At 67.8% G+C, this 22,231-nt stretch carries 20 protein-coding genes; 9 read left to right on the forward strand and 11 right to left on the reverse strand.

What is annotated here, in order from left to right:
• Nucleotides 1-195 precede the first annotated feature (195 nt).
• From VVD47_RS08025 to VVD47_RS08040, 4 genes are all read left to right on the forward strand, one after another.
• Nucleotides 196-1,146, forward strand: a complete 951-nt coding sequence (locus VVD47_RS08025) for an aldo/keto reductase (RefSeq protein WP_327602882.1) — start codon at nt 196-198, stop codon at nt 1,144-1,146.
• A 44-nt stretch (nt 1,147-1,190) separates the two neighbouring features.
• Nucleotides 1,191-2,561 carry an LLM class flavin-dependent oxidoreductase gene (locus tag VVD47_RS08030; protein ID WP_327602883.1) on the forward strand — a complete coding sequence of 457 codons (1,371 nt, stop codon included), beginning with the start codon at nt 1,191-1,193 and terminating at the stop codon, nt 2,559-2,561.
• A gap of 361 nt (nt 2,562-2,922) precedes the next feature.
• Entirely contained in the window at nt 2,923-3,138 is a 216-nt protein-coding gene (locus tag VVD47_RS08035; RefSeq protein ID WP_327602884.1) for a TOBE domain-containing protein, read from the forward strand.
• A gap of 75 nt (nt 3,139-3,213) precedes the next feature.
• On the forward strand, nt 3,214-4,344 hold the full coding sequence (locus VVD47_RS08040) for a sigma-54 interaction domain-containing protein (RefSeq protein WP_327602885.1): 1,131 nt from the start codon (nt 3,214-3,216) through the stop codon (nt 4,342-4,344).
• A gap of 115 nt (nt 4,345-4,459) precedes the next feature.
• On the opposite strand, the gene kduI is transcribed toward VVD47_RS08040, so the two are convergent.
• From kduI to rsmI, 3 genes are all read right to left on the reverse strand, one after another.
• A complete protein-coding gene (kduI, locus tag VVD47_RS08045; protein WP_327602886.1) occupies nt 4,460-5,311 on the reverse strand; it encodes a 5-dehydro-4-deoxy-D-glucuronate isomerase in 852 nt (283 codons plus the stop codon).
• A gap of 211 nt (nt 5,312-5,522) precedes the next feature.
• Nucleotides 5,523-6,158 carry an RpiB/LacA/LacB family sugar-phosphate isomerase gene (locus tag VVD47_RS08050; RefSeq protein WP_327602887.1) on the reverse strand — a complete coding sequence of 212 codons (636 nt, stop codon included), beginning with the start codon at nt 6,156-6,158 and terminating at the stop codon, nt 5,523-5,525.
• 377 nt (nt 6,159-6,535) lie between these two features.
• A complete protein-coding gene (rsmI, locus tag VVD47_RS08055) occupies nt 6,536-7,402 on the reverse strand; it encodes a 16S rRNA (cytidine(1402)-2'-O)-methyltransferase (protein ID WP_327602888.1) in 867 nt (288 codons plus the stop codon).
• Nucleotides 7,403-7,423: 21 nt separating this feature from the next.
• Here rsmI and VVD47_RS08060 point away from each other — a divergent pair, with 21 nt between their 5' ends.
• From VVD47_RS08060 to VVD47_RS08070, 3 genes are all read left to right on the forward strand, one after another.
• On the forward strand, nt 7,424-7,831 hold the full coding sequence (locus tag VVD47_RS08060; protein WP_443080962.1) for a YraN family protein: 408 nt from the start codon (nt 7,424-7,426) through the stop codon (nt 7,829-7,831).
• Nucleotides 7,804-8,214: an HIRAN domain-containing protein gene (locus VVD47_RS08065; RefSeq protein WP_327602889.1), complete on the forward strand. Its 411-nt coding sequence runs from the start codon at nt 7,804-7,806 to the stop codon at nt 8,212-8,214. Before VVD47_RS08060 ends, VVD47_RS08065 begins: the two co-directional genes overlap by 28 nt.
• 180 nt (nt 8,215-8,394) lie before the next feature.
• Nucleotides 8,395-9,168 (forward strand): SDR family oxidoreductase, encoded by a 774-nt coding sequence (locus VVD47_RS08070; protein ID WP_327602890.1) that lies wholly within the window; start codon nt 8,395-8,397, stop codon nt 9,166-9,168.
• 81 nt (nt 9,169-9,249) lie between these two features.
• Here VVD47_RS08070 and VVD47_RS08075 read toward each other — a convergent pair whose 3' ends face one another.
• The 4 genes from VVD47_RS08075 to VVD47_RS08090 all read right to left on the reverse strand — a co-directional run bounded on the left by VVD47_RS08075 (nt 9,250) and on the right by VVD47_RS08090 (nt 14,153).
• Nucleotides 9,250-10,197, reverse strand: coding sequence for a DNA-3-methyladenine glycosylase 2 (locus tag VVD47_RS08075; protein ID WP_327602891.1), 948 nt, complete (start codon nt 10,195-10,197; stop codon nt 9,250-9,252).
• Nucleotides 10,194-11,387 (reverse strand): bifunctional DNA-binding transcriptional regulator/O6-methylguanine-DNA methyltransferase Ada, encoded by a 1,194-nt coding sequence (gene ada / locus VVD47_RS08080; protein ID WP_327602892.1) that lies wholly within the window; start codon nt 11,385-11,387, stop codon nt 10,194-10,196. The genes VVD47_RS08075 and ada overlap by 4 nt, the downstream gene beginning before the upstream one ends.
• 93 nt (nt 11,388-11,480) lie before the next feature.
• A complete protein-coding gene (locus VVD47_RS08085; protein ID WP_327602893.1) occupies nt 11,481-13,409 on the reverse strand; it encodes a bifunctional diguanylate cyclase/phosphodiesterase in 1,929 nt (642 codons plus the stop codon).
• Between the two features lie 81 nt (nt 13,410-13,490).
• A complete protein-coding gene (locus tag VVD47_RS08090; protein WP_327602894.1) occupies nt 13,491-14,153 on the reverse strand; it encodes a transglutaminase-like cysteine peptidase in 663 nt (220 codons plus the stop codon).
• Between the two features lie 221 nt (nt 14,154-14,374).
• Between VVD47_RS08090 and VVD47_RS08095 the strand changes: the two genes are divergently transcribed.
• Nucleotides 14,375-16,186: a TolC family outer membrane protein gene (locus VVD47_RS08095; RefSeq protein ID WP_327602895.1), complete on the forward strand. Its 1,812-nt coding sequence runs from the start codon at nt 14,375-14,377 to the stop codon at nt 16,184-16,186.
• Between the two features lie 180 nt (nt 16,187-16,366).
• Entirely contained in the window at nt 16,367-17,524 is a 1,158-nt protein-coding gene (locus VVD47_RS08100; RefSeq protein ID WP_327602896.1) for a pectinesterase family protein, read from the forward strand.
• A gap of 42 nt (nt 17,525-17,566) precedes the next feature.
• On the opposite strand, the gene VVD47_RS08105 is transcribed toward VVD47_RS08100, so the two are convergent.
• The 4 genes from VVD47_RS08105 to VVD47_RS08120 form a co-directional block, all read right to left on the reverse strand.
• Nucleotides 17,567-17,851: a DUF3325 domain-containing protein gene (locus VVD47_RS08105; protein WP_327602897.1), complete on the reverse strand. Its 285-nt coding sequence runs from the start codon at nt 17,849-17,851 to the stop codon at nt 17,567-17,569.
• Nucleotides 17,848-19,512 (reverse strand): PepSY-associated TM helix domain-containing protein, encoded by a 1,665-nt coding sequence (locus VVD47_RS08110; protein WP_327602898.1) that lies wholly within the window; start codon nt 19,510-19,512, stop codon nt 17,848-17,850. The genes VVD47_RS08105 and VVD47_RS08110 overlap by 4 nt, the downstream gene beginning before the upstream one ends.
• On the reverse strand, nt 19,509-19,808 hold the full coding sequence (locus tag VVD47_RS08115; protein WP_327602899.1) for a DUF3649 domain-containing protein: 300 nt from the start codon (nt 19,806-19,808) through the stop codon (nt 19,509-19,511). Before VVD47_RS08115 ends, VVD47_RS08110 begins: the two co-directional genes overlap by 4 nt.
• A 138-nt stretch (nt 19,809-19,946) precedes the next feature.
• The gene (locus VVD47_RS08120; RefSeq protein ID WP_327602900.1) at nt 19,947-22,172 is read right to left on the reverse strand and encodes a TonB-dependent receptor; all 2,226 of its coding nucleotides are present in this window, start codon (nt 22,170-22,172) and stop codon (nt 19,947-19,949) included.
• Nucleotides 22,173-22,231 lie beyond the last annotated feature (59 nt).

A 22,231-nucleotide genomic window follows, 5' to 3' on the forward strand; every position in this document is an offset into this window, starting at 1 on the left:
AGCTTGCACCGAAGCCAGCACAGCGCCGGCGCAACTGCGCAGATTCCAGCAGCCGCGATGGCGAAGCGCTACGCCGCTCGCCGTCGCCTCCGCCCCTGCGGCACGCGTTCCGCCAGCACAGTGCCCACGCACGCCGCACTGGCGCGAAACCTGCTGAACGCTCCCACGTCTTCATCCGCACACCGGGAGTCCAGCTTGCAATACCGCCCACTCGGCCGCTCCGGCCTGCACGTCTCCGTCGTCGGCCTCGGCTGCAACAACTTCGGCCTGCGCGCCACGCCGGAGAATGCGCGCGCGGTCATCCACAAGGCCATCGATGTCGGCGTCACCTTCTTCGACACCGCCGATGTGTACGGCAACAAGGGCGGCTCGGAAACGCTGATCGGCGAGACGCTGGGCGCGCGTCGGCAGGAGGTGGTGCTGGCCACCAAGTTCGGCATGCCGATGAACGACGGCACCGGCCCGACGCGCAAGAGTGGCGCCTCGCGCCGCTACATCCTCGATGCGGTGGAGGCGAGCCTGAAGCGCCTGCAGACGGACTGGATCGACCTCTACCAGTTGCATCGGCCCGACCACGGCACGCCCTGGGACGAGACGCTGCGTGCGCTGGACCAGCTGGTGCGCGATGGCAAGGTGCGCTACATCGGCGCCTCCAACCTGAGTGCCTGGCAGGTCGTCGAGACCCAGTGGCTGGCGCGCGAACTCGGCACCGAACGCTTCATCTCCGAACAGGACGAGTACAGCCTGCTGAAGCGCGAGGCGGAGCGCGAACTGATCCCCGCCCTCGCCCACCACGGCGTCGGCCTGCTGCCGTACTGGCCGCTCGCCGACGGCCTGCTGACCGGCAAGTACGGCGCCGCCCAGCCGCTGCCGGAAGGTAGTCGCCTGCAGCGCGACCCGCCGCGTGCCGACCGCATCCTCACCGAACGCAACCTGCGCATCGTCGCCGCGCTGGACGGGCTGGCGAAGGCGCACGGCCGCAGCCTGCTGGAACTCGCCTTCAGCTGGCTGGCCGCACAACCGCAGGTCGGCAGCGTCATCGCCGGCGCCACCCGGCCCGAGCAGGTGGAGCAGAACGCCCGCGCCGCCGACTGGGTGCTGGACGCCGCCACGCTGGCGCGCATCGACAGCATCACCCGCGCCTGAACGGCTCGCCGCCCGCCAACGCCACCCACGCCACGGAGCCCACCATGTCCGCAGCCCGCCCACGCCAGATCAAGCTCGGCGCCTTCGTCCCCGCCACCGGTCACCACGTCGCCGCCTGGCGCCACCCCAGCGCCAACCCGAATGGCGGCCATGACTTCGCGCACTACAGGCGCATCGCACAGGCTGCCGAGGCGGCGAAGTTCGACGCCGTGTTCCTCGCCGACAGTGCCGCCGTGTGGGGTGGCGACGCCGACCGCGACACGCTGGCGCACTCCGCACGCGGCGCCAACTTCGAGCCGCTCACCCTGCTCTCCGCGCTGTCCGCCGTCACCGAGCACATCGGCCTGGTCGCCACGGTGACCACCACCTACAACGAGCCCTACCACCTCGCCCGCAAGTTCGCCTCGCTGGACCACCTCTCCGGTGGCCGTGCCGGCTGGAATCTCGTCACCTCGGCCAACCAGTCCGAGGCGAAGAACTTCGGCCTGGACGAGCACGTGGCGCACGCCGAGCGCTACGAGCGCGCCGAGGAGTTCATCGACGTCGTGACCGGCCTGTGGGACAGCTGGGAGGACGACGCCTTCGTGCGCGACCAGGAGAGCGGCGAGTTCTTCCACGCCGACAAGCTGCATGTGCTGCAGCACAAGGGCAAGCACTTCCAGGTGCGCGGTCCGCTCAACATCGCGCGCTCGCCGCAGGGTCATCCGGTGAAGGTGCAGGCGGGCTCGTCGGAGCCCGGCAAGGAACTGGCCGCGCGCACGGCGGAAGTGGTGTTCACCGCGCACCAGACGCTGGATGCCGCGCAGGCCTTCTACAGCGATCTGAAGGGACGCCTCGGCAAGTACGGGCGAGATGCCGACAGCATCAAGATCCTGCCCGGCATCTTTCCGGTGGTGGCAGCCAGCCAGGCCGAGGCGGAAGACAAGTTCGAATCCATCCAGGCGCTCACCCATCCCAGGGTGGGCCTGCAACTGCTGTCGAGCATGCTCGGCGGCTTCGACCTGTCGCCGTACGACATCGACGGCCCGCTGCCCGAGCTGCCCGCCAGCAACGGCGGCAAGAGCCGCCAGGCCCTGCTGTTCGACCTCGCACGACGCGAGAACCTGACCATCCGCCAGCTCTACCTGCGCATCGCCGGTGCGCGCGGCCACAAGCAGATCGTCGGCACGCCGCAGAGCATCGCCGACCTGCTGCAGGAATGGTTCGAACAGGGCGCGGCCGACGGTTTCAACATCATGCCGCCGACATTGCCTGGCGGGCTGGACGACTTCATTGCGCTGGTGTTGCCGGAGCTGCGCCGCCGCGGCCTGTTCCGCACCGAGTACGAAGGCCGCACGCTGCGCGAGAACCTCGGCCTGCCGAGGCCGGCGAACCGTCACACGCTGGCGGCGGGCAGCCAGGCGATCGCCGCCTGACGGCAGGGCAATGGCATACCGGGCGGGAGGCCCTGGCTGCGGACATCATTGACCACGATGTCTGCGCACGTACGCGGCGGGCACGCGTATGACTGAGATGCAAATGCTCCCGCCCGTTCTAAGCAAAGCAGTAATCGGTCGTTCCGCCACGCGCCCGCAGCGTCTTACATTGGCAGCCATGCACCGGAAACACGGTGCGGGAATTCCGGGCGCTTCCGGACGCACGAGCAGTCGCGCCACCAGGCGCACCCACTGCCACGACCGTCAGCGCCCCGGACCAAGCCATCCCTCACAAGACTTCACGCCAATGCGTGGCGCACACCGTTCGCGCCGCGCACCCACACAGTAACGGAGAGCAAGCATGAGCATCCAGGCCATCAACGTCCGCAACCAGTTCCGCGGCAAGGTCAGCAACATCATCCGCGGTGACGTGGTGAGCGAGGTGGACGTGGACACGCCGTCCGGCATCGTCACGTCGGTGATCACCACCCGCTCGGTCGACAACCTTGGCCTGAAGATCGGCAGCGAAGTCGTAGCGCTGGTGAAGTCCACCGAAGTATCGATCGCCACGCTTTGACAACGCAGGTCCCTGCGTAAGCCTCGTACCTTCCGTACGCCCCACCCCGCCGCATTGCGCAGCGAAGGAGATGCCATGAGTCTGTCCCTGTCCGAACGCGACTACGCCGTCGACCGCCCCAACGCGAACGAGCGCGTGGCAAGCTGCGCGAAGCGCGAAGAGGCGGAGGGCTTTCCCTTGCTGTCCTTCCCGGATGCCGCCACCAACGTGCTGTCGATCCGCGCCAAGGCGCTGGTCTTCGCCGACCCGGCCTCGCGCCAGTTGCTGAAGAACATCGACGTCATCGCCGCCAGCACGGCCAGCGTGCTGGTGCAGGGCGAGACCGGCACCGGCAAGGAGCTCGTCGCCCGCTACCTGCACGAGAAGAGCGGCCGGCGCGGCCCCTTCCTCGCGGTGAATTGCGGTGGTTTTTCCGAGAACCTGATCGAAGCCGAGCTCTTCGGCCACGAAGCCGGTGCCTACACCGGTGCGCAGGGCTCCCGCCAGGGCTGGTTCGAGGCGGCCAACGGCGGCACGCTGTTCCTCGACGAGATCGGCGACCTGCCGCTCGCGATGCAGGTCAAGCTGCTGCGCGTGCTGCAGGAACGCGAGGTGGTGCGCCTGGGCTCACGCAAGTCGACCCCGGTCGACGTGCGCCTGGTGGTGGCGACCAACGTGGACCTGTCGCGTGCCGTGGCTTCCGGCCACTTCCGCATGGACCTGTACTACCGCGTGAACGTGGCGAGCATCAACCTGCCGCCGCTGCGCGAACGGCAAGGCGACATCGAGCCGCTGGCCCGCCACTTCGCCCGCGTGTATGCACAGAAGCTGGACGTGGAGGAGCCGCACATCGGCGCACGCACGCTGGACGCGCTGCGCGCCTACCAGTGGCCGGGCAACATCCGCGAACTGGAAAACGTCATCCACTACGCGCTGCTGGTATGCGATGGCCATACGCTCTTGCCGGAGCACCTGCGCTTCGCCGGCGTGGCGACACCCGCCAGCGCAGGCCAGAGTGCGGCGCTGTCACCGGAGGAGGCCCTGGGCCAGGCCATCGACCGCCTGCTCGCCACACCCGGCGACAAGCTGCATGACCTGATCGAGCACACCACGCTGAAGATCGCGATGGACCGCCACCACCACAACCAGGTGCGCACCGCGCAGGCGCTGGGCATCTCGCGCAACGTGCTGCGCACGCTGCTGAAGCGGTATCAGTTCATCGACTGACGATCACTGCGCACTGCGACTTCAAAGAAAACCGCCGGCATTTGCCGGCGGTTTTTCTTTGCGGGGCGTTGTTCGCGGAAGCCACAACCACAACGCCGGAACCGTCCTGTTGCCCTCAGACGAGCTGGCAGATGTCCAGCACCTTCATGTCGGTGTAGTCCAGGTTCTCGCCCCCCATCGCCCAGATGAAGATGTAGTTGCTGGTGCCGGTGCCCATGTGGATGGACCACGGCGGCGACACCACGGCCTCCTCGTTGGCGAGCGACAGGTGGCGCATCTCGCTGGGCTCGCCCATGAAGTGCATGACGCGCTGGTCGGCCGGCAGGTTGTAGTAGAAGTAGACCTCGGAGCGGCGGTCATGCAGGTGCGGCGGGCAGGTGTTCCACACCGAGCCGGTCTTCAGGATGGTCATGCCGAGCAGCAGCTGGCAGCTCTTGGCAGTCGTCGGCACGATGTACTGGTAGATGGTGCGCTCGTTGGACGTCTCCGCCGCGCCGCGCTCCAGCGGCACGGCCTTGTCGATCGGGATGTGCACGACGTCATAGCGGGCATGCGCCGGTGTCGAGGTCAGGTAGAACTTGGCGGGTTTGCCTGCGTCGCTGGACTCGAACACCACTTCGGAACCCATCGGCACGTAGATGCCGTCCTTCGGCGCGAGGTCGTATTTCTTGCCGTCGATGGTCACGACGCCTTTGCCCTCGCCCACGTTCACCGCGCCCAGTTCACGACGCTCCAGGAAGGGCTTGCCGGCGGCGGACGCCGGCTCGGTCTGCGCGGGCAGCGGTACGGGCTTCGACACCGGGAACGCACCGCCGATGACGAAGCGCTCGAAGTGCAGGTAGTTCAGGCGGATCTCGTCGGCCACGAACAGGCCGTCGATCAGGTAGCGGTCGCGCAGTTGCTGGTTGCTGGCGCCATCCATCGAGTCCGGCGCGGTGGCGTAGTAGGTCTTGCTGAAGATCGTCATGGCGGTTCCTTGTACAGAAGCGAGATGGATCCCGGTGGCCCGGCCAGCCTGCGCCGGGGCATCGCATGGAGAAAAGCGAATCCGCATTCTGCGCCCGTACCGTGTCAGCGCGCCACCCGCAAAAACAAACGCCCGCCGGCTTGCGCGCGGCGGGCGTTTGTCCTGTCTGGCTCCCGGCTTCGCCGGGGTCAGGCATCAGTCTGAAGACCGATTACGAAATGCTCTTCAGGTAGGTGGCGATGCCGTCGTCCTTCGCGTTGGCGAAGAAGTACTCCTGGAACTTCGGACCGGCGATGGCGCCCTTCACCAGGTCCTGGTCGACCGACTTCAGCACGGTCAGCATGTCCTTGGTGGAGGCAGCCTTCACGTCCTTCAGGATGCCGCGGTTCTTCGCCATGATGGCAGCGCGCTCCTTCGGGTAGCCCAGGCCGGCTTCGAGTTCGAACAGCTTGCGGTACACGTCTTGCAGGTTCAGTTCAGCGGCCCAGCCGAAACCCTTGGCGTAGGGCATGGAGATGGCGTTGCCGGCATTGATCTGCGAGAACAGGAAAGCGTCGGTCGGGTCGGCCACCAGGCCGCAGAACACGCCCGGCATCGAGTTGCAGGCCAGCATGGCGCCCATGCCGGTGCCGCAACCGGTGACGACGAAGTCGGCAGCGCCGGAGTTCAGCAGGATGCCGGCCAGGATGCCGTTCTGCACGTAGGTGAGCGAGTTGGCATCGTCAGCGCTGTACATGCCGTAGTTGAACACCTGGTGGCCCAGGGGCTCGGCGACGGTCTTCAGCGAGTTGAAGATGATTTCGTTCTTGGCGCACTGGCTGTTCTCGTTGATCAGGGCGATCTTCATCGAATTTTCCTTTCGGTCCGGGGAGGCGACGCGCGAACGTCGGTGGGTAAGTCGGTGGGTGATACGGAAGGATGCCGTCGCTTTGTTTCACCCCGGAGAGGCGAAGCGGACGGGATCCGAGGCCCGTAAGGGTAAACGCGTGGCGGATCAAACGCAAACCGCAGCGCGGCGGTCCGGGGCCGTTTCAGGCTGCTTGAAGCCCGGTAAACGCAGGCTTCCTGACCTGACGCAAAGGCTGGTTGCCGTCCCGGAGGAGCCGAAGCAGGAAGCCTTGAACAAGCGGGTTCTGGCCGGGCGCTCTTTGCTGCCGGTACCAGCAGTACGGCAAGGAGAGGAAACAACGCCTGCGCCCGCTCGTTGTGGCTTCCCGGGGCCTCTCAGCCGGCGTCCTTGATCTCCAGCGCCAGCGCGTAGAGCTGGTTCTTCGGTGCGCCGGTGATCTCGGCGGCCAGCTTCGCCGCGCTCTTGACCGGCAGTTCCGCCAGCAGCAGGCGCAGCACCCGCTCGGCTTCCGGCCCCAGGCCCTCGCCGGCCGGCGCGGCGGACAGCAGCAGCACGAACTCGCCGCGCAGCCGGTTGGCGTCCTCCGCCAGCCAGGCTGCGGCCTCCGGCAACGGCAGGCGGACGATCTGCTCGAAGCGCTTGGTCAGCTCGCGGGCGATGACCAGCTCGCGCACCGGCTCCATCACCGCCGCCAGGTCGGTGACGCATTCCTCGATGCGGTGCGGCGCCTCGTAGAACACCAGGGTGGCGGCGATGCCGCGCAGGGCTTCCAGTTCCGCGCGCCGCGCCGCCTGCTTGGGCGGCAGGAAGCCGACGAAGTGGAAGCGCGCATCCAGCAGGCCGGAGGCCGACAGCGCCGTCACCACCGCGCTGGCGCCCGGCAGCGGCACCACGGCGAAACCGGCGTCCTGCACGCGGCGCACCACGCGCGCGCCGGGGTCGGACACGGCCGGCGTGCCGGCATCGGTGATCAGCGCCACGTGCTGGCCGGCGGTCAGCGCGTCGATCAGCTTCGAGGCGCTTTCCTGCTCGTTGTGTTCGTGCGCAGCGACCAGACGGGTACGTACCCCGATGGCATCGAGCAGGCGCTGCGAGTGGCGGGTATCCTCGGCGGCGATCAGGTCCACCGCCTCCAGTACGGCGCGGGCGCGCTGGGTGATGTCGCCCAGGTTCCCGAGCGGGGTGGCCACTACATACAATGCCGGCGCGTCGGCCAGCACGCGGTCGTTGCTGTGATCCATGAAGGGAAAACCTTGAAGGCCTTGCGGCGGTTTCTGGGCGGTGCGGGTAGTGACAAGGCGGCGGACAAGGCCGGCACGGGCAGCCGCGGCGCGGCGGCCGAGCAGCTGGCGGCGGATTTCCTCGTCGCCCGCGGCGCCCGCATTATCGCCCGCAACGTGCGCTGCCGCGGTGGCGAGGTCGATCTCGTCGCGGAACTGGATGGCAACATGCTGTTCGTGGAGGTACGCCTGCGCGGCAATGCCCGCTTCGGCGGCGCGGCGGCCAGCATCACCCACGCCAAGCAGGCGCGCATCGTCCTCGCCGCCCAGCACTGGCTGGCCGGGGACGGCAGCCGCTACGCCAACCACCCCTGCCGCTTCGACGCGATCCTGCTGGATCGCCTCGACCAGGACGCCATCGAATGGCTGCCCGGCGCGTTTTCGGCGTAACCCCGCTCCGGCTGAGCCTCGCGGCCCTGTCGGCTGCGGTGCTTGCGGCCAATATCCACGCCGAGGGCCGCCATGCCTTGATCCAGCGCGCGCCCCTGGCCGGCTTCACGTACCACGCCGGCCCGGCGCTGTGGCCGCAACTGCGCGAAGGCGACACCCTGGAGCTGGCGCTGGAGCGCGACAACCGCCACGACGCCCAGGCCGTGCTGGTGTTGTGGCAAGGGCAGAAGCTGGGCTACCTGCCGGCGGTGGAGAACGGCGCGGTAGCCCGCGCCCTGGCGGCCGGCACCCCGCTGGCAGCACGCATCGGCCGCCTGCGCCAGCACGCCAATCCGCGGGAGCGGGTACTGGTCGAAGTGCTGAGGCCGTTGCCCGCCCCCTGAGCAGTGTCAATGTCAGGGCTAGCCCGGATAGGCTAAAATCCCGCGCTCGGCTGGCGCTGTACGGTACCGCTGTGCAGTACGAAGGTCAGCCGACCGGATTCCACATCAACCAGCCAGGTTCAAACCGGACCCGCCGCACCCCCTCGGCAGGTTCAAGTCCAACACGGGAGAGTCAAGAGCATGAGCAATCCGTTCGATCTGTCGGGCAAGGTCGCCCTCATTACCGGCGGCGCCCAGGGCATCGGTGCTGCCATCGCCGCCAAGGTCGCTGAAGCCGGCGCCAACGTCATCTGCGCCGACTTCGCGCCGATGGCTGCCGAATCCACCGCCGCCATGGACGCGGCCGTCGCCAAGACCGGCGGCAAGTGGTGGTACCTGAAGGCCAACCTGACCGAGAAGGGTGCCCCTGCCCGCGTGATCGAGGAAGCTGTGAAGCTGGCTGGTCAGGTTGACCTGCTGGGCAACGTGGCCGGCACCATCCGCCGCGCCCCGTTCCTGGAGCACACCGAAGAAGACTTCGACTTCGTCATGCAGATCAACCTGTATGCACCGATGTACCTGTCGCAAGCCTTCTGCCGCCACGTCGTGGGCCGCAACGGCAAGGGCAAGATCATCAACATCTGCTCGATGCTGTCCTACCAGGGCGGCATCCTGGTGCCGGGCTACACGGCGTCCAAGCACGGCATCGCCGGCATCACCAAGCTGATCGCCAACGAAATGGGCACCAAGGGCATCAACTGCAACGGCATCGCCCCGGGCTACATCGCCACCGCCAACACCGCGCCGATCCGCGCCGATGCCGATCGCAACAAGGCCATCCTGGACCGCATCCCGCTGGGTCGCTGGGGCGAGCCGGAAGACCTGGCCGGCACCGCCGTGTTCCTGTTCGCCGAAGCGTCCGACTACCTGAACGGCACCGTCGTGAACGTGGACGGCGGCTGGCAGGCTCGCTGATCGTTCCCTCAGGGTTCATCAGATCGCAAGTACGAAGGGCCGCGCAAGCGGCCCTTTTTCATGGCGCTGCCGCGCGAGGCGCTACAGGCTGGCCCACAGGTGTGCCGCCACCAGCGAGCGCCAGGGCGAGAATTGCTGCAGCCACGCCTCGGTCTCGCCGATGCCTGGCTTCTCGTCCCGCTGCAGCAAATGCTGCAGGGCCTTGCGCAAGGCCACGTCGCCGTGCAGTGACGCATCGGCACAGGCGAAGCCGCGCAGCAGGCAATAATTGACCGTCCACGGCCCGATGCCGCGCAACGCCAGCAGGCGCTGGCGGATATCGTCCGCCGGCAGCGCATCGCCCAGCCATGCGTCCAGCGGCAAGGCCCCGTCCGCCACGCGCTGCGCCACCTCCACCAGGGTCGCCGCCTTGGCGGTGGAAAAACCGACGGCGCGCAGGTCCTCGGCACGCAAGGCGGCGACGTCTTTCGCCGAGGGGTAGCAGTGACGCTGCCCATCCAGTGGCCGGCCGGCGAGGCGGATCAACTTGCGGCGCAGGGAGATCGCCACGGCGAGACTGATCTGCTGCCCGGTGATCGCCCAGCTCAGCGCCTCGAAAGGCGTCGCGCATTGCGGGATGCGCAGGCCGGGTCGTTGCGCGACCAGTGCGGCGAGGTGCGCGTCCGGCGCCACGGCGCGAACGAAGGCCGCCACATCCAGTTGCAGGCCCAGCAGGCCGCGCGCGACCGCCACCAAGCCGGCCGGGTCGGCCACCGCCGGCGTGACGCTCGCATCGCACAGTGCCTCGCCCACGCCGTCCGATGCCCGAAGGCGGATCGCCAGATGCACCGCTGCGCCGCGCCACACGAACGCCTTGTGCAATCCGTCCGGCATCACCTGCTCGGCCACGCACTCCAGGTCGCGGCCGTGAAAACTGCGCGCATCGTCGAACCGGTACACCGCCGGCAAAGCCATGCGCCACGCGACAACCTGCCCGGCCGGCAGCGTCTCGATGCAGAGGTCCGTGTCCTCGCCGCGGGCATCCATCATTCGTCGTCAGATTCGTCGTTACATTCGTCGCTACGGTTGCCGGCGCGCGCATCGATGCCTTCGCGGACGCATTCGTCGCCCTCATGCTGCGCACGCGCAGCAGCTTCCCGCCGCAGCAAATCCGCCTTGCGCGCCAGCCCCCAGCGGTAGCCCGCCAGCTGGCCGTCCCGGCGCAACACGCGGTGGCAGGGAATCAACACCGCCACTTCGTTCGTCGCGCAGGCGCGGGCCACCGCGCGCACGGCTTCCTGCTTGCCCAGCCGTGCCGCCAGTTCGGTGTAGCTCAATGTGGTGCCCGGCGGAATCTGCTGCAGCGCGCGCCATACCTGCTGCTGGAACACCGTGCCGCGAACGTCCAGCGGCAGTGCACCAGCCTGCCCGGGCTCGGCCAGATGCTGCAGGATCTGCTGCACCCATCCGGCGAACTGCGGATCGCCCGCTACCAGCGTCGCCGCACGGTAGCGCTGGCCCAGCCCGCGCAGCAAAGCGTCGGCGGAATCGCCGAACTCCACCGCGCACACGCCACGCGCCGTAGCCGCCACCAGCATCGGGCCGAGCGGGCTGGGCACCACCGCATGGCGGATCGTCTCGCCCGGTGCGCCACGCTGCGCGACGGCAGGCGCCATGCCCAGGCTGTCGGCCGCCCCCTCGTAGAAGCGGCTGGGCGCATTGAAGCCGGCGGCATACAAGGCGTCGGTCACGCTGGCTGCCTCGCTCAGGGCCTGGCCGACACGTTGCTTGCGCAACGCGCGCCCGTAGGCGTGCGGCGTCATGCCGACGATCTCCTTGAAGACGCGGTGGAAGTGATAGCGACTCAGGCCGGCCTGCCGCGCCAGTTCGTCCAGCGAGGGCAGGCTGTCGACTGCCGCGATCGTCTCGCAGGCACGCAGCACCAGTTCGCGGTGCCGCCCCTGCAAGCCGGCGCCGTCGGGGTCGCAACGCCGGCAGGCACGGTAACCAGCCGTACGCGCCGCGGCCACGTCGTCGAAGAACGCGACGTTCTTGCGCAGCGGTCGCCGTGCCGGGCAGGAAGGCCGGCAGTAGATCCCGGTGCTGCGCACCGCGAAGACGAAACTGTCGTCGGGCGCGCGCTCGCAGACGGCGCGCCAGCGCGCCTCGTCCGATATCGAGGCAGCCGTGGTGACAACGGACGGCGGGGATGTGGTGGGATTATTGGCGGGGGTACTCATGGGCGGGAACATTGCAGCACTCCTTTGACGGTGTGTGCAATGTGCGCCTGCGCGGGCCAGCCTGCAGCCCGCGCCTTGCTTTCAAACTGCGCGTCAGCCCGCCTTGCGCGTCACCGCCGGGCCGGTGAGGCCGGCGACGCCCAGCTTGCCCAGCGTCTGCCATTCGGCCTCGGTGACGACGCGCTCGGCAATGACGCTGATGTCCAGGCTGCGCGCCACGTCCACCGCGGCCTTCACGAAGCGCTGGTTGCCGTCGTTCACGTCGATGCCGGCGACGAAGCCGCCGTCGAGTTTCAGGTAATCGACGCTCAGCGCGTACAACTGCGGCATGGCGGCGAAGTGGCGGCCGAAGTGCTCGATGCCGAGTTTGCACTGGTGGCCTGCCAGCACACGCGACAGCGCGGCGATCGATTCCACGCCGTGGGCATCACCAAGGCCGCGTTCGCTGACCTCGAACCACAACCGGCTGGCACGCGGGCCGGCGAAGCCCAGCAGGTCCTTCATCGACACCAGGAAGCTGTCTTTCTCCAGCGACAAGGGCGAGAGGTTCACGGCCATGTCGCCGGGATTGCGCTCCAGCCAGCCGATAGCCAGTTCGATGGCCAGCAGGTCGAGCTGGCCGGTGAGGCCGAAGCGGCTGGCAGCAGGCATGAACTGGCCGGCCGACATCAGCTTGCCGTCCTCGCCCTTCAACCGCAGCATCGCCTCCTGGTGCAGCGGGCTGCCGTCGGTGCGGACCACCGGGTAGGTCGCCAGCTCGAAGCTGCGGGTCTCGATGGCGCGGTCGATCAGCGCACGCCAGGCCAGCGCCCCGCCGCTGACCTGCGAGCCTGCCGCCGGGCCGCCACCGGCCAGCGGCACCGGCAGGGTTTCGGCGCTCATCAGGGCGGCATCGGCACGGGACAGCACGTCGGCCACCGGCTCGCCATTGCGGAAGGTGGTCCAGCCCACCGCCACCACCGGCTTGCGGTCGGTGAATTCGCGGCGGTGCAGGTCGTCCATGGCGTCCAGCAACTTGCGGGCGATGTGTTCGGCATTGGCCGGGTCGCCGTCGGCCAGCAGCAAGGCGAAGTCCGCGCCGTTGAGGCGGGCGGCGACCGAATCCGGATAGCTGCGCGCGGCTTCCCCCAGTTCCTGCCCGCAGGCCTTGATCAGCGCGTCGGTACGTTCGCGGCCCAAGCGGCGGTTCACCCCGGCGAGGTCGAGGATGCGCAGCATGAGGATGGTGCCGCCATTGCTGTCGCCCTCGTCCACCAGGGCTTCGCGCAGGCGGCCCATCAGGTAGTTGCGGTTGGGCAGCTCGGTCAGGCCGTCGCGATTGGCGTCGTCGCGCAACTGGTCGATGCGCGCGGCCTGTTCGGCGAACATGGATTGCACGCGCGCCACCATGGCGTTCATGGCGCGCACGACGATGCGCAGCTCCTTCACGTCCGGCTCGGGCAGGGACACGAAACGGCGCTCGCCGATGGCCTCGGCCTGCTGCACGATGTCGGTGAGCGGACGCTTCACCCAGCGCAGCAGCAGCGTGACCAGGCCGCCGAGCAACAGGCCGATGACGGCCAGCATGCCGGCGGTCTGCAGTGAGCCTTTCCACAGCGCCGAATAGGCGAAGCGCTTGTTGGCGAGCACGCTGACCACGCCGGCCTGCTTCCAGCCGTCGGACACCAGCGCGTTGCCGGCGCGGGCCTGCAGGGGTACCAGCGAAACGAACCAGGCGGGCGCGTCCGGCACCGGCTGGCGATTCGTGCGCTCCACCAGCGCCTTGCCGTCGACGTCGCGATAGACGATGGATTCGAAATGGCCGGAATCGAACAGGGCGCTGACCAGCAATTCGGTCATTGCCGCGTCCTTGCTCTGCTGCGACATCGACAGGGCCAGCGAGGCCGCGCTGTCGTTGGCCTGTGCGTAGAGCTGCTGCTCCAGGTAATTGCGCGCCGACAGGGTGCTGACGACCAGATTGCCGATGAGCGCAAGGCTCATCGCGGCCAGCACGGCCAGCCACAGGCGGGTCAACAAGGACATTTTTTTCTCCACGCCGGAATGCGCGATATTTTCATTTCACACAAAATCATGAATTACGTCCCGCATTTCTCTTCATTCTAATTATTTCAACGGCTCGTAACCTTCGGTTTTCATCCGTAACAGGAGGTCCGTCCAGCGTGCCAGACGGTCGACCGGGCTGGTAGGCCTGTCGGCGCCTGCCATGAATACGCCGTCACTGTTGAAACTGAATACCGGCGAAAGGTCCGGCCGGCGCGAGGCCGGGCGGATTTCGCCGATCAGGTTGTCCAATACCAGCGGCTCCGCGCTGGGGCTGGCGTAATAACTGAGCACCATGTGGGCCTGGGTAATTCCGCTGTCCGGCGCGCCGATGCGGGCCCGCACATAGGTGAATCGCAATTGATTCGGCGGAACGCCCAATTCGATGAGGCTGAAATACTTGGCGATCGTGAAATCCTCGCAATCGCCCGCGGCGCGGCCTATGGTTTCGAGCGGCGTGGCCCAGTAATCGACCTGGCTCCACACCACGGTGTCGTCTGAAAAACGGATACGCCGATTGAAAAAATCGTTCACCCGGCGCAATTTCTCCACGTCGGCCTGCCCGCCGCCCTGTGCCACCAGTTCGCGCCAGTTGCGGTACAGGTTCTGTGCATCATTGCCATAGCGCGTGGTCAGCGTCCGCAGCATGCGGTCGGCGTCCTGGGCCCCTGCAACCAGGATACCCAGTACCGCAACCAGACCGGCCAGCCGCGCGCGCAATCGCATCAGCAGGCGCGCCCTGCAGGCTGTCGGCCTGCGTCATCCGCCACGCGGGAACTGAAATTTGACAAAGGTGCTCGAAAATTCGTCGTTAGAATCCCAGCCACTTTGCCGATATTGGTATCTGTCAATGATCGGCCTTGCGGAAAGCGCATCATTGCGCCGGCCGCCAGATTTGCAGTGCCTCGCGGAGTAATCGTGTGCTGAAAAAAATCCATGTAGCCGTCTTGTTTGCCGTAACCAGCCTGGGCAGCCAGGCGGCCGGTCTCGCCGAAGTCACCGAACGGGCCTTGTCCCGCAATCCGGAAGTCCGCTCCCGCCTTCACGATTACCTGTCCTCCGGTTATGACCAGCAAGCCGCCCGTGGCGGCCTGCGCCCGCGTGTGGATGTCGAGGCCTATTACGGCTACGAGCGACGCGACACCCCGCTGGTCGATTACGGCAACTTCGACCACCCTGGCGCCAGCATCCAGTTGCGGCAGTTGCTGTTCGACGGTTTTGCCACCACCAGCGAGATCCGCCGCCTCGGCCATACCAAGGCCACCCGGTACTACGAGCTGCTCTCCGGCACCGACGACATCGCCGTCGAAGCTGCCCGCGCCTACCTCGATGTACAGCGTTATCGGCAGCTTTCCGGTTTGGCGCAGGACAACTGGGCGGTTCACCGCGAGTTGTACGACCAGATCGACGAACGCACCCGCGCAGGCGTCGGCCGCCGGGTCGACCTGGAGCAGGCCGCCGGCCGCCTGGCGCTCGCCCAGTCCAACTGGCTGACCGAGACCAGCAACCTGCACGACGTGTCGGCACGCTTCGAACGCGTGGTCGGTGAATCCCCGCCGGCCCTGGCCGACGTGCCCGACATCAACCGTCACCTGCCCGCCGAGCGCGACGTCCTGCCCATCGCCCTGCGCGACAACCCGCAGTTCCTGGCGGCGGTGTCCAACCTGCGGGCCGCCCGCGCCCAGACCGACGTGCGCCGGGCCGCCAACATGCCCAACCTGGAGTTCCGCGCCTCCTACGGCGCCGAGCGCAACCGCCAGGGCGTGAACGGTCCCTACTCCGACGCCGTGGCCCAGCTGGTGATGAACTACAACCTGTACCGCGGCGGCAGCGACGATGCCCGCATCCGCGCCTCGCAGGAGCAGTACTACGCCGCCGTGGAACTGCGCGACCGCGCCTGCCGCGACATCCGCCAGAACACCGTCATCGCCTGGAACGACTCGCGTCGCCTGCGCGACCAGCTGCAGTTCCTGGAGCAGCACGCCCTGTCCACCGAGAAGGCGCGGGATGCCTACCGCCAGCAGTTCGACATCGGCCAGCGCACCCTGCTCGACTTGCTGGATACCGAGAACGAACTCTTCGAAGCACGTCGCGCCGTGGTGCGCGCACGTTATGACCTGCGCATCGCCGAGTTCCGCGTGCTGGGCCAGACCCACCGCCTGCTGACCGCGCTGGAGCTGGCGCCCACCACCAGCGACGGCCCGCCGCAGGAGGACGACAAGGTGCAGGCGGACGACAACCTGGCCCGCTGCAACACCGAAATGCCGGCACTGACCGCACTGGACACCCGCGCCGCGATGGCCGGGCGCACCACCAGCAGCAATGCCCAGCTGGCCCTGGCGCCGGCCGCCGCCCAGCCGGTCGCCCCGCCGCCGGCCCCGGTCCCGCAGGCCGCCCCGGTCGATCCGCTGGACAAGGACATCGCCGCCCAGGTGCAGGCCTGGGCCGCGGCCTGGTCTGCACGCGACCTGGATACCTACCTGGGCTTCTATTCCGACGCCTTCAAGCCGGCGACCCTGCCCGACCGCGACAACTGGCGGGCCCTGCGTGCCAAGCGCCTGGCCAAGTCCAGCATCGACGTGAAGGTCGAGAACGTGCGCGTGCAGCGCACCGGCCCGGACAGCGCCACCGCGACCTTCCTGCAGCATTACCGCTCGCCGGACCTCAGTGACGACGTCACCAAGACGCTGCACTTCCGTCGCGAGGGCAACCGCTGGAAGATCGAACGCGAAGTCGCGCCGCCGGCCGGCACCAACTGACGCCGATTCCGCTGACCGACAGGGCCTGCACATGCAGGCCCTGTTTCTTTGCGGGCAAGGCCGGCGTGCGTCCGGCGGCCCGGCGCAAGGCGGGGCCGCCGCATTTGCTATCTTTCGTCCGGCCCCCTGCCCGGCACGCACGCCCCGCACGCAATCCACCTCCACGCGGAAAACCATGTCATGCACCTTGCCCGCCCCCTCGTTCCCACACGCTCCCCAACACTCTCTGCCGCCCTGCTGTGCCTGGGCCTCGCCCTGCTGTCGGGCTGCGCGAGCATGATGGGTGGATTCGGCAGCGACGCGGTGGTGGACGCCGCCCACAAGGGTGCGCAGGGCGAATCCATCGGTGGCAGCAAGACCTACAGCCGCCTGCAGGCGGCGCTGGATGCCGCACCGGCGGACGGCAGGCGGCCGTGGCGCATTTTCGTCCGCAACGGCCACTACAAGGAGAAGCTGACGGTCAGCCGGCCGAACGTCAGCCTGCGCGGTGAAAGCCGCGACGCCACCGTGCTGGTCTTCGATGCGACCGCCAGCACCGTCGGCCCCGACCAGCGCGAGTACGGCACCGCTGGCAGCGCCACGCTCACCGTGCGCGCGCCGGATTTCTCGGCGGAGAACCTGAGCGTCGAGAACGCCTTCGACTACCCGAAGAATCTCGCCAAGGACCCGCAGGACAAGACCCGCCTGCGCAACCCGCAGGCGGTGGCGCTGCTGCTGGACCAGGGCGCCGACCGCAGCCGCCTGAAGCAGGTGCGCCTGATCGGCTACCAAGACACCTTCTTCGCCAACGCCGGCCGTGCCTACGTCTACCAGAGCGAGGTGCTCGGCCATGTCGATTTCATTTTCGGCGCCGGCACCGTGGTGTTCGAGGACAGCGACATCGTCAGCCGCCCGCGCATCGGCCAGCAACCCAGCGGCTACGTCACCGCGCCGAGCACGCAACGCAGCACCAGCCACGGCTTCGTGTTTCTCGACAGCCGCCTGAAGCGGGAGAACGCCGACGTCGGCCCGCAATCGGTGCCGCTGGGCCGTCCCTGGCATCCCACCACCGCCTTCCCCGACGGTCGCTACGCCGATCCGGCCGCCATCGGCAGCGCGGTGTTCGTGCGCTGCTGGATGGACGATCACATCACCCCCGATGCCTGGGACGAGATGGGCGGCACGGCGAAGGATGGCAGCCGGGTGTTCTTCCAGCCGGAGGACGCGCGATTTTTCGAGTACCGGAGCACCGGTCCGGGCGCAGGCAAGCCGGGCAAGCGCCGTCGCCAGCTGAGCGACGCGCAGGCGGCTGGCTACGTCACCGACAAGCTGCTGGGCGACTGGCGGCCGGCGCGCTGAGAGCGCCGCCGGTGCGGTGCCGGCGGGCAGACTACCGGGAAGTCAGCGCGCGGCAGCGCGGCGATCGCGCAGCACCAGCGCTCCCAGCACGATCGCAGCCGCCAGGCTGGTATGGCCGGAATACAGCACCAGCCCCAGGCCCCAGCCCTCGCGGGCGACGACAAAGGCCAAGGCCAGCAGCAGGCAGACCCAGCCCGCCACCCGCCAACGACGGCTGGCCATGGCGCCCAGCGCCTTGCCGAACACTTCGCGCTGGTGGCGCGACATCGCCAGCGCCAGCGCGGCGAAGCCCGCCAGGCTCAACAGGAAGGTGAACAGGTGACTCATGCCCGTGCTCCCTCGACGTCCGCCGCATCGGGTGCCACCTTGCGCGGCGGCTTCGCCACCGCGCCGCGATGCCGGCTCACGCGCCAGGCCAGCAGCGCGTGCAGGCCGGCCAGCGCCAGCAGCATGAAATCGGTGCCGATGAATACCCAGTCGGCATTCATCAGGCTGGCCCACAACGGCCGGTCGGTGGTGAAGGCATTGAGGATCGGCAGCAAGGCCAGCAGGGCTGCCGCGGCGTAGAACTGCTCCACCCAGGCCGCACGCGCCGGCCGCAGCATCGCGTGGGCCAGCGTCGCCGCCCAGGCGATGAAGAACACGTGGATCTCCCAGTCGGCGCGACCGGCAGTGCCGACCGGCAGCAAGCGGTTGGCCCACAGGAAGACGGTCATCGCCACCGACAGGCCTGCCACGCCGGCAATGTTCAGCCGCTCGACGACGCGGAAGCCGAAGTACGGCCGCTGCGGGTCGGGCAGGCGGGTTCGCCGCTTGACGGTCCACATCACCAGGCCCGTGCCCACCATGGCGGTACCTGCAAGACTCACCAGGAAATACAGCCAGCGCGTCACGGCATCGCTGAAGCGCCCGAGGTGCAGGGCGTACAGCACCCCACGCGTCTCGGCCGCCGCGCCCACGCTGTCGTGCACCTCCAGCAGCTTGCCGCTGCCGCCTTCGAACAACAGGTATTGCGGGCTCATCGAGACGCGGCTCGCCTCGCCACGCGTCACCGCCACGCGCGAGGCGGCATCGCCTGGATGGGTGATGGTCACCCGGCTGACGTTGTAGTGCCCCCAGCGCTGCTGCGCCTGTCGCACCATGTCCTCCACCGAGGCCAGTGGCAATGCGTCGCCGCTCGGCTTGCCCGGCTGGATGAAGGCACTGAGCTGGGCGGACATTTCCTGGCGCTGTTCCGGCGTGCGGAAGACCTCGCGTTCGCCCCAGGGCATGTACATCGCCATCAGCGTCACCAGGCCGGTGTAGGTGATCATCAGGTGGAACGGCAGGCCGAACACGGCCAGCGCGTTGTGGGCGTCCAGCCAGGAGCGCTGGCCCTTGCCCCAGCGGAACGTGAAGAAGTCGGCGAAGATCTTCTTGTGGGTAATCACGCCGCTGACGATCGCCACCAGCATGAACATCGCGCAGAACCCCGCCAGCCACCGCCCCCACATCGCCGGCATGTAGTGGAACTGGAAGTGGAAGCGGTAGAAGAAGTCGCCACCGGTGGTGTCGCGTGCGCTCAGCTCCTCGCCGGTGCGCGGATCGAAGTTGGCTTCCGCGAAAGCGCGACGGCCCTTCTCGTTGGGCTTGCGCCAGAACACGTTGACCGAGTTGTTGCGCGCATCGCTCAGCCGCATGCTCATCTGCGAGGTGCCGGGCGCCATGGCCTGCACCTGCGTGGCAATGCGCTGCGCCACCACGGCGGGGTCCGGCACTTCGGTCTGCCGGGGCAGCTCCGGCCGCATCCATTGCGACAGTTCATCCTTGAAGTAGGACACGGTGCCGGTCAGGAACATGGCATACAGGAACCAGCCGACCAGCAGGCCCGTCCAGATATGCAGGTCGGACATCGTCTGGCGGATGCCGGGCGCATTGCTGTTCGCGGCTTTGTTGTTCACGGCCTTCTCGCCCGTAGCCTTGTCGCTCACCATCTTCGCCGGCTTCACGCTGCACCTCCGCGCGACCACACCGACCATGCCATCAGCAACAGCGGCAAGGCAGCCACGAGCAGGCCGAGCCAGGCTCGCGTGGCGCTGCGCACCGCGAACACCCAGATCACCGCGCAGGTGTAGACGATGAAGCTGGCCAGCATGCCGGTGAGCACGCCCTGCACGTCGGTCATCGGCAGGGCCAGGGTGGCCACGCTGGTCAGCGCGGCCAGCGCATAGCCACCGAACAGGGCGGCCACGATGCGCGACAGCAGCGCACCGGTGCGGAGGATGTGGTGTGGAATGGCAATCATGTCGGAACGCGAACGGGAAATACCTTGCCGGGCCTCGGTGAGCCTGGACGACCCTTAACGGAAAATGCCACGACGCGCTGGCGCGTCGTGGCACTCACACTGCACTCGTACTGCATGCGGCGCACGAGGCGCCTCGCCTCAGAAGTCGAAGGACGCGGACAGCACGTAGGTGCGCGGCGCACCGACCGTCACGTAGTTGCCCGCCGTCAGCCAGTACTCCTTGTCGAGCAGGTTCTCGATGTTGGCGCGCAGCACCACCGGCTTGCCACCCAGCAGCGTGGTGTAGCGGGCACCGATGTCCCAGCGGGTCCAGGAGTCGAACTTCAGCGTGTTGGTGGCGTTCATGTACGCGCCGGAGGTGTAGATGACGCGGGTGTTCAGCGCGAGGCCTTGTGCCCACGGCGTATCCCAGTCCAGCGATCCGGAGGCGGTCATGTCCGGCACGCCGGCAGCAGTCTTGCCGTCGGTGGCGCCACCTGGCGTCTTGGTCTGCTCGGCATCGACGAAGGCCATGCTCAGCAAGCCGCGCAGGCCACGCTGGATTTCGCCGTAGCCGGAGAGCTCCAGGCCGCGGTTGCGCTGCTCGCCGAAGTAGCCGTACACCTGGTTCGGCGCGGTGCCCAGCGCCATGCCGTTCGGGCGGGAGATCTGGTAGATCGCCGCGGTGGTGGTCAGGCGGCCCCAGTCCACCTTCAAGCCGGTTTCGTACTGGGTGGACTTGTAGGGTTCCAGCACTTCGCCACGGTTGAGGTACTGCGCACCGACGATGGTGCCGCTCGACAGGCCTTCGGTGTAGTTGGCATAGACCGACACGTTCGTCAGCGGCTTGACCACCACGCCCACCACCGGCGACACGGCGCTGGAGTCATAGTTGGTGGTCGGTGCGCCGGTGGTCGTGTTGAAGCCCTGCTGCTCGACCTTCTGGTTGCGCGCGCCCAGGGTGACCAGCACGCGGTCCTGCGCGAAGGACAGGGTGTCGGCAATCGCGAAGCTGGTCAACGTGGTCTCGGCCGACTTGTTGGCAGGCGTACGCGCCGCGGTGATGACCGGCAGCGGCGAGGGGTTGTAGATGTTGGAATTCGTGCTGCCTGCGGACTGGATGTAGGCATTGCCTTCTTCGCGGTCCAGCAGCGTCGCGCCGAGATTCAGCGTGTGCACCACACCGAATGTGTCGAACTTCCAGCGCACGCCGGCGCTGCCGCTGGTGGTCTTGGTGTACGAGTCGTAGTACGAATTGCGCACCGAGAAATTGCCGGTCTGATTCAGGCCGCTGCTCACCGGGAATATCTGCGAGGTCTCGCCATCGCGATAGCCGATGGCCGCATAGGCGGTCAGCGCGTTGGTGAAGTCGTACTCGACGCGGGTCGCCACCGTGGTGTCGCGCTGCTGCAGGTTGGTGCCGGGATACCAGTTGGAGCGTGAATCCGGCGGCTCGGGGATGTAGGTGGTGGTGTTCGCAAAACTGATCTGCGGGCGGAATTCCTTGGTGTCATCGCGCTGGACGACGGCATCCAGCAACCAGCGCAGCTTGCTGCCGCGATAGTCCACCGCAAGGGCACCAACGCCGTTGGTCACGTTGCCGTTGTCGATGGTGGCTTCGCCATCACGCGCGACGCCGTTGAAGCGAATGCCCCACTCCTTGTGGTCGCCAAAGCGCGCGCCGCTGTCGAGGTGCGCACCGAAGTTGGACGCGCTCTGCCCGAGGAAAGTCAGTCGCGTCAGCGGAGTGTCGCCGGCACGCTTGCTGACGATGTTGATGCCCCCACCGATGCTGCCACCGGGCGCCATGCCATTGACGAGCGTATTCGGGCCCTTCAGTAGCTCCACGCGCTCGGTGATCTGCGGCGGCACGCGGCTGGGGGAGATCAGGCCGTAGAGGCCGTTGAAGCCGACGTCCTGGCCCGGCACCTGGAAGCCACGAATCTGGTAGGTGTCGTCGAAACCGTTGGCACCGGTGGTCAGGCGCACCGACGCGTCGTTGATCAGCGCCTCGGCCACCGTGCGGGCCTGCTGGTCCTGCAGCAGTTCGGAGGTGTAGCTGGTGACGCTGAAGGGGACGTCCATGTTGTCTTCGGTGCCCAGCAGGCCGAGCGATGCGCCGCGTGCCTGCTGGCCGCCGGCGTGCGGCCCGTCCGCCTGCGAATTGGCGGTGACGGTCACGACCGGCAGCGTGGCGTCCGCGCGCGGAGCGGTGGTGGCGGTCTGCGCCATGGCGACTGCAGGCACGACGGCGCCGGCCAGCGCGAGGCCGACGAGGGCGCCATGGATGGCGAGGGCCAGCCGGGTCGGTTGCTGCGGAGAGCCGGACAGCGTGTCAGCGGCAGGGGCGGCGGAACGAAGACTGCGGACGCTACTGATATTCATGATTATTGCGATTTTTGCAAGTTAATAAGACTGATTCTCATTGTACTTCAAGACCTGCC

The organism is Uliginosibacterium sp. H1 (genome assembly GCF_036017065.1).
Lineage (GTDB): Bacteria > Pseudomonadota > Gammaproteobacteria > Burkholderiales > Rhodocyclaceae > Uliginosibacterium.

What these genes read in the sequence shown, in the direction of transcription:
- kduI (WP_327602886.1), bottom strand. Translation starts at nt 5,311, where the DNA reads ATGACGATCTTCAGCAAGACCTACTACGCCACCGCGCCGGACTCGATG.
- ada (WP_327602892.1), bottom strand. Translation starts at nt 11,387, where the DNA reads ATGAGTACCCCCGCCAATAATCCCACCACATCCCCGCCGTCCGTTGTC.
- VVD47_RS08085 (WP_327602893.1), bottom strand. Translation starts at nt 13,409, where the DNA reads ATGTCCTTGTTGACCCGCCTGTGGCTGGCCGTGCTGGCCGCGATGAGC.
- VVD47_RS08105 (WP_327602897.1), bottom strand. Translation starts at nt 17,851, where the DNA reads ATGAGTCACCTGTTCACCTTCCTGTTGAGCCTGGCGGGCTTCGCCGCG.
- VVD47_RS08120 (WP_327602900.1), bottom strand. Translation starts at nt 22,172, where the DNA reads ATGAATATCAGTAGCGTCCGCAGTCTTCGTTCCGCCGCCCCTGCCGCT.
- VVD47_RS08040 (WP_327602885.1), top strand. Translation starts at nt 3,214, where the DNA reads ATGAGTCTGTCCCTGTCCGAACGCGACTACGCCGTCGACCGCCCCAAC.
- VVD47_RS08030 (WP_327602883.1), top strand. Translation starts at nt 1,191, where the DNA reads ATGTCCGCAGCCCGCCCACGCCAGATCAAGCTCGGCGCCTTCGTCCCC.
- VVD47_RS08115 (WP_327602899.1), bottom strand. Translation starts at nt 19,808, where the DNA reads ATGATTGCCATTCCACACCACATCCTCCGCACCGGTGCGCTGCTGTCG.
- VVD47_RS08035 (WP_327602884.1), top strand. Translation starts at nt 2,923, where the DNA reads ATGAGCATCCAGGCCATCAACGTCCGCAACCAGTTCCGCGGCAAGGTC.
- VVD47_RS08090 (WP_327602894.1), bottom strand. Translation starts at nt 14,153, where the DNA reads ATGCGATTGCGCGCGCGGCTGGCCGGTCTGGTTGCGGTACTGGGTATC.
- VVD47_RS08075 (WP_327602891.1), bottom strand. Translation starts at nt 10,197, where the DNA reads ATGATGGATGCCCGCGGCGAGGACACGGACCTCTGCATCGAGACGCTG.
- rsmI (WP_327602888.1), bottom strand. Translation starts at nt 7,402, where the DNA reads ATGGATCACAGCAACGACCGCGTGCTGGCCGACGCGCCGGCATTGTAT.
- VVD47_RS08050 (WP_327602887.1), bottom strand. Translation starts at nt 6,158, where the DNA reads ATGAAGATCGCCCTGATCAACGAGAACAGCCAGTGCGCCAAGAACGAA.
- VVD47_RS08065 (WP_327602889.1), top strand. Translation starts at nt 7,804, where the DNA reads ATGGCTGCCCGGCGCGTTTTCGGCGTAACCCCGCTCCGGCTGAGCCTC.
- VVD47_RS08100 (WP_327602896.1), top strand. Translation starts at nt 16,367, where the DNA reads ATGCACCTTGCCCGCCCCCTCGTTCCCACACGCTCCCCAACACTCTCT.
- VVD47_RS08070 (WP_327602890.1), top strand. Translation starts at nt 8,395, where the DNA reads ATGAGCAATCCGTTCGATCTGTCGGGCAAGGTCGCCCTCATTACCGGC.